Here is a 4,903-nt window from a genome sequence, read left to right as displayed (position 1 = left end):
AAGGTGAAGCAGCGGCCGTCCGGTGAGAGCGCGCCGAACTTCTCGACGCAGACTGTGCTGTCCGGATCCACGATGAGGTGGACACCCGCCGCGAGGGCCGTCGCCGACTCGCCCCTGCGCAGGCTCTCGCAGGCCAGGTGCACGGCGACGAGGGAGGAGGACTGGCCGGTGTCGACGGCGAGGCTGGGACCGCGCAGTCCCAGGGTGTGGGAGACGCGGTTCGCCAGCAGACCGCGCTGCGTCCCGCCGAGGGTGTGCCGGGTCATCCGGTCCGCCCCCAGGCGGCCCTGCAGTCTCGCGAAGTCGTCCGCCATGGCACCCACGAAGACGCCCGTGCCACTGCCGTCGAGGGAGGCGGGAGATAACCGTGCGTCCTCTATGCACTCCCAGGCGAGCTCCAGCATCAACCGTTGTTGCGGATCTGTCGCAGCTGCCTCCTTCGGAGAAATGCCGAAGAACTCCGCGTCGAATCTGTCGACGTGCTCGAGAAAACCCCCTGGGGGCGTCTCGCGGTCCCCGTCCTGCGAGGAGCCATGCACCGAAAGGGGCGACAGAATCCGCCCCGCTGGCATTTCGGAGACAGCACTCGATCCATCGGCGAGCAGACGCCAGAAAGCCCCGGGATCCTCCGCTCCCGGAAGCCGGCACGCCCATCCGATGACAGCGATCGAATCGCCGGGAGCCCCACTTTCCGCACCCTTTACAGTCGGCGCTTGTGCGTCGGCGGGGTGCGTGGCATCCGTTAGTCGTCCTACCTCACCGCGCATCGCACATACCCCCTGTCCACGAGCACCGAACGATGGTGGAAACTTTGACAGAGGGCCTCCGGACACGCACCTCCGATATTGCTCTACTCGGCTTTGCGTGTGGGGGTTTCGTCAATACCGCGATACGGAGAGTGCCTGCAGCCCCCCGACCCGATCAACACCGGCTCGCGGCACAGCAGTATCGCGGACCGCGTTGAATCCGAGGCGAATTGTCCGGCGTCCTGCAATCGCGCCAGGGCCGCCGTCCGGTGGTGCGCGGGCTCCTGCTCCGCGCACTCGGCCGCGTAAATTCCCAGGAGAGTGTGGAAGCGGTACATGCCCTCGCCGGCCTCCTCGAGCAGATGGTAGTCGGCGAGCACACCCAGCACCTGCTCCGCGTGTACGAGGTCGCTGCCCATCAGTGTGGCACCGAGGAAGGCAGTGATCATCTCGCCGTGGTACAGCCCGAGAAGCCGGAAGAGCCGTGCCGCATCCGCCGGAAGCGCGTCGTACGCCACGGCGTACGCGGCCCTGAGACTCGCCGCCACGTCGTCCTCGACAGCGAGGCGGTCGAGGCGGCCCCCCTCGGCGGCGTGCTGCTGCGCCATGTCGGCCAAGGTCAGCCGGGGATGCTCGGCCAGACCCTCGGCGGCGATCCGCAGGGCAAGCGGCAGGCGCCCGCACATCTCGGCGAGCCGGGCGGCCGCCTCCCACTGTCCCTCCACCCTCCCCTCACCGATCAGATAGGTGATCAGCCGCACGGACTCGGCCGACGACAGAGGCTTGAGCGCGATGCGGTACGCACCGTCCCTCACCACCAGTCCGCGTTGCACCCGCCGACTGGTGACCAGCACACACACCTGCCCGCTCGGAATGAGCGGTCGCACCTGCTCCGCGCTCACGGCGTCGTCGAGCACCACCAGCGCCCGCTTGCCGTGCAGCAGGCTGCGGTACAGCGCCGTGCGTCCCGGGAGGTCGTCGGGGAGGCGTGCCTTCGCCACGCCCAGACTGCCCAGCAGCTGCGCCAAGGCGTCCATGGCGCTCAACGCCTTCTGGCCCAACGCCGCGCCGTACATGTCCACATAGAGGTGGCCGTCCGGGAAACGGTCGCCGAGCTGCCGCGCCGCATGCAGCGCGAGTGTCGACTTGCCGACACCCGGGGCTCCTTCGATGACCACCAGCGTCGGGCGCATCTCGGGCCGTCCGCCGCTCTGGGCGGTGAGGGCGTCCAAAGTCGCGAGTTCCTCGGCGCGACCGACGAACCCGCGTGCGCTGTGCGGAAGTTGAGCGGGGCGCACTGCCGGCTCAGGCACCGGGTCGACGGATGCGGCCCTGGCGGGTGCGGCGGCCCGACGGCCCTCGCGCATGGCCGCGATGTCCGTCGCCCGTGAGACGAGGTCTGGGTGTCCGGCGAGGATCTGGGCGTGCAGGGACTGCAGTTCGGTCCCCGGTTCCAGTCCCAGTTCCTCCCTGAGCAGGCATCTGGTCTCCCGGTACACGCCCAGTGCGTGGGCCCGGCGTCCGCTGCGGTACAGGCTCAGCATCAGGAACCAGCGCAGACCTTCGCGCAGCGGTTCCCTGGCGACCAGGTTGGAGAGCACGGGAACGGCCTCGGCATGCCGGCCCACGGCGAGCATGTCGGCGGCCCACTCCTCGACGGCGGTCAGGCGCAGTTCCGCGAGCCGGCTGCGCTCCATCTCGGCGAACGGCCCGGGAACGTTGGCGTAGGCATCCCCCCTCCATAACCCCAGCGCCGTGTCGAACTCCCGCACCGCTTCCTGGGGCCGCCCCTGGCCGTGCAGGCGCCGCGCCTCCGCGTGGCGCCGCTCGAACAGCGCGACGTCGACGTGATCGGGGTCGAGGCACAGTGCGTAGCCACCCCCGGAGGAGGTGAGTACGGCGCCCGAAGCACGGCGTCCGCGGCCGGGTTCGAGGACTCTGCGAAGACCGGCGACATAGGTGTGCACGCCGTTGGCCGCGGTCTGCGGTACGGCACTGCCCCACACCGCGTCGACGATCTGCTCGACGCCCACGATCTCGTTGACGCGGCTCGCGAGGACTCCGACCACGGCACGCTGCTTCGGTGGCCCGAGCAGGACTTCCGCTCCGTCGCACCAAGCCCTCGCTGACCCCAACAGTTCCAGCCGCATGTTCCCCCTCGTCTGACACGGCCCCCGGCCTCCGGACGAACCCTTGCAACGCTCTGGTCACGGGCGAAGAGTTGCGTCTCGCTACGCCAAACATTCGCCTTCGATGAGCTCCGTTCGTCCGCAATCGACACAATGAGACGCAGTTTTCCGCTGGTCTCACCACAACTTAGAACAAAGTATCTACCGTTCGGGCACCTGTCACCGCTGACATTGCTCACACCCACGTCCGTGCGCAAGAGGGCGGACCGCACCGCGTGGGTTCCCCTACGGGGTAGGGGCCGCACCCGATGAGACCCGGCGGCGGGGAACGACGACGGGCACGGGTCCCCGGTCACCAAGTGCGGTCAGCGCTCACCTGATCACCAGAGGGCCCGTGCCCTCTGTCCGTTCCGTTGCAGGTCTCCGCCGGCCGGGCGGAGACCGGGACGCGTCGGCCGCGGACGCTATCCGATCAGCTTCGACATCGCGTCGAGGCTGCGCAGCGTGTCCGCTTCCGGGGCGGTGTCCAGGGTGAACAGGATCCGGTCCGCGCCCGCCGCGACGATCGACTCGACCGCCCGGGCGTCAGTGGGAACCTGATACGCCGTCACCGGCAGGTAACCACGGCCCCGCTCCTCCGCACGACGCCGGAAGTCGGCCACGAGATCCCCGAGGTTGCCTTCCCCCTCGAGCATCATCGGCAGCCAGATGAGCCCCCAGTCGTCACCGAAGTCCAGGACGCGCTCGACGGCCGCCGGATGGTTGCCGCCGACCATGATCGGCGGATGCGGACGCTGCACCGGCTTGGGCCAGGAGAACACCGGGTCGAAGGAGACGAAGTCGCCGTGGAACTCCGCCTCCTCCTGGGTCCAGAGGGCCTTCATGGCGAGCACTCGCTCGCGCAGCAGCGCCATGCGTGTCCTCGGATCGGTACCGTGATTGCGGATCTCCTCACGGTTCCAGCCCGCACCCACGCCCACGACCGCGCGGCCACCCGACACAAGATCGAGCGAAGCGATCTCCTTGGCCAGGGTGATGGGATCGCGCTGGGTCACCTGGAACACCCCGCCGCCCACGATCAGCCGCTCCGTCGCCATCGCCGCCGCGGTAAGCGACACGATGGGGTCCAGGGTGCGGTAGAGATCCCGGCCCAGCTCTCCACCGCCCGGCCACGGGGTCTCCCGCTTCACCGGAATGTGGGTGTGCTCGCCGACGAACAGCGACTCGAATCCGCGCTCCTCCAGGGCTCGACCCAACTTTGCGGGTCCGATTCCCTCGTCGGTCACGAGGGCCGACACACCGAACTTCACACGCTCTCCCCAGATCGAATCGTACTGGTCGGCAAGGCCACTTGGGCTCGATCAGCCGGCGGCAGGTACGAGGGTCCCGCCGGCGGTCGCGATCGGCACCGTGTCCGAGATTCCCTCGGCGCGGAGGACTTTCTCGTCACGGATGGTCCAGAAGTGAACGAAGCGCACGTTGAATTCGTTTCCGGACTCCTTGAACCGTCCGCTCCACCAACCGAATGCCGTGACCCAGTCACCGGACGGAAGGTACTTCTCCACTTCGAACTTGGCCTGGTCCAGGTGTCCCAGAGCGCTGGCGAAGTACGCGGCGGCACCGTCGAGCCCCTTGTAGTCGCCCTGCGACCAAGGCAGCGACTTCGGGGCGATCATCTCGACCTCGGGATCACATGTCCCGAGAACCATGTCGATATCGAAGGCGGTCAGGCCCGCGTAAACGCGCTTCACCGTGTCCACAGGCTGTTCAGGCATTCTTCCTCCGTCATTTCAGGGTGATACATGGATTTCCCTTGTCCCCGGCCCCGGACGACTCGGAGGGCGACCGGGATTCCGCATGGGGCGTCGTACCGGCCCCGGCGGGGCTACGGCACGGGACTCTGCACGCGGGGGGCCGCCGCGCTCACGGCAGGTGATCTCCGGGCGGCGCGCAGCGAACGGGCGATCACCGTCGGCCGCATGAGTGCGGACGGCGGAATCAGCATCTGCTGCACCTCCAGCATCACGC

The 4,903-nt window shown here is 68.5% G+C and carries 4 protein-coding genes; all 4 read right to left on the bottom strand.

The genetic code is table 11. The annotated features are described in order from the left end of the window. The coding region (locus ACRDP3_RS17340) for a polyketide synthase (RefSeq protein ID WP_431517862.1) at positions 1–659 on the bottom strand (659 nt) is incomplete at its 3' end. A gap of 191 nt (positions 660–850) precedes the next feature. Further along, positions 851–2,896 (bottom strand): BTAD domain-containing putative transcriptional regulator, encoded by a 2,046-nt coding sequence (locus ACRDP3_RS17335; RefSeq protein ID WP_431517861.1) that lies wholly within the window; start codon positions 2,894–2,896, stop codon positions 851–853. Between the two features lie 443 nt (positions 2,897–3,339). Next, positions 3,340–4,185 (bottom strand): LLM class F420-dependent oxidoreductase, encoded by an 846-nt coding sequence (locus tag ACRDP3_RS17330; RefSeq protein WP_431517860.1) that lies wholly within the window; start codon positions 4,183–4,185, stop codon positions 3,340–3,342. Positions 4,186–4,236: 51 nt separating this feature from the next. Beyond that, positions 4,237–4,635: a nuclear transport factor 2 family protein gene (locus ACRDP3_RS17325; RefSeq protein ID WP_431517859.1), complete on the bottom strand. Its 399-nt coding sequence runs from the start codon at positions 4,633–4,635 to the stop codon at positions 4,237–4,239. Positions 4,636–4,903 lie beyond the last annotated feature (268 nt).

Source organism: Streptomyces sp. (assembly GCF_050698815.1).
Taxonomy (GTDB): Bacteria; Actinomycetota; Actinomycetes; order Streptomycetales; family Streptomycetaceae; genus Streptomyces.
Note: the sequence above shows the minus strand (reverse complement) of the source record. Positions and strands in the feature narration are given on the sequence as shown.

Excerpts from the sequence above, each read along its gene's own strand:
- ACRDP3_RS17335 (WP_431517861.1), bottom strand. The coding sequence starts at position 2,896 with ATGCGGCTGGAACTGTTGGGGTCAGCGAGGGCTTGGTGCGACGGAGCG.